Origin of the sequence: Gluconobacter sp. GP1 (genome assembly GCF_032913585.1) — a bacterium.
Lineage (GTDB): Bacteria > Pseudomonadota > Alphaproteobacteria > Acetobacterales > Acetobacteraceae > Gluconobacter > Gluconobacter cerinus.
In genome coordinates, this window is sequence record NZ_JASGXC010000083.1 from 1 (window position 1) to 239 (window position 239).

Sequence of the window (239 nt, forward strand, 5' to 3'; positions counted from 1 at the left end):
ACGGAAACGGTCACGGGGCAGGACGTTGTCCGCACGCTGCTCTCAGGGCTTGGTATTTCAATCGTCCCGACGCGAGAGGGTAAACTGCGTCCCGTCCAACTCCTGGCCTGGGATGAAACGACGTCCACGGTCATGACATTGACCGCCAACGAAATGACCGAAATTCAACCCATAGCGCTGGATTCTTCTCTCAGTCCTCCCACATGGCGCTGGCGGATTGGGTGGCAGCATAATTTTAC

General features: G+C 56.5%; 1 pseudogene. It reads left to right on the forward strand.

The features are described from left to right. A pseudogene (locus tag R5H23_RS17025) lies at positions 1-239 on the forward strand (hypothetical protein); the annotation flags it as partial.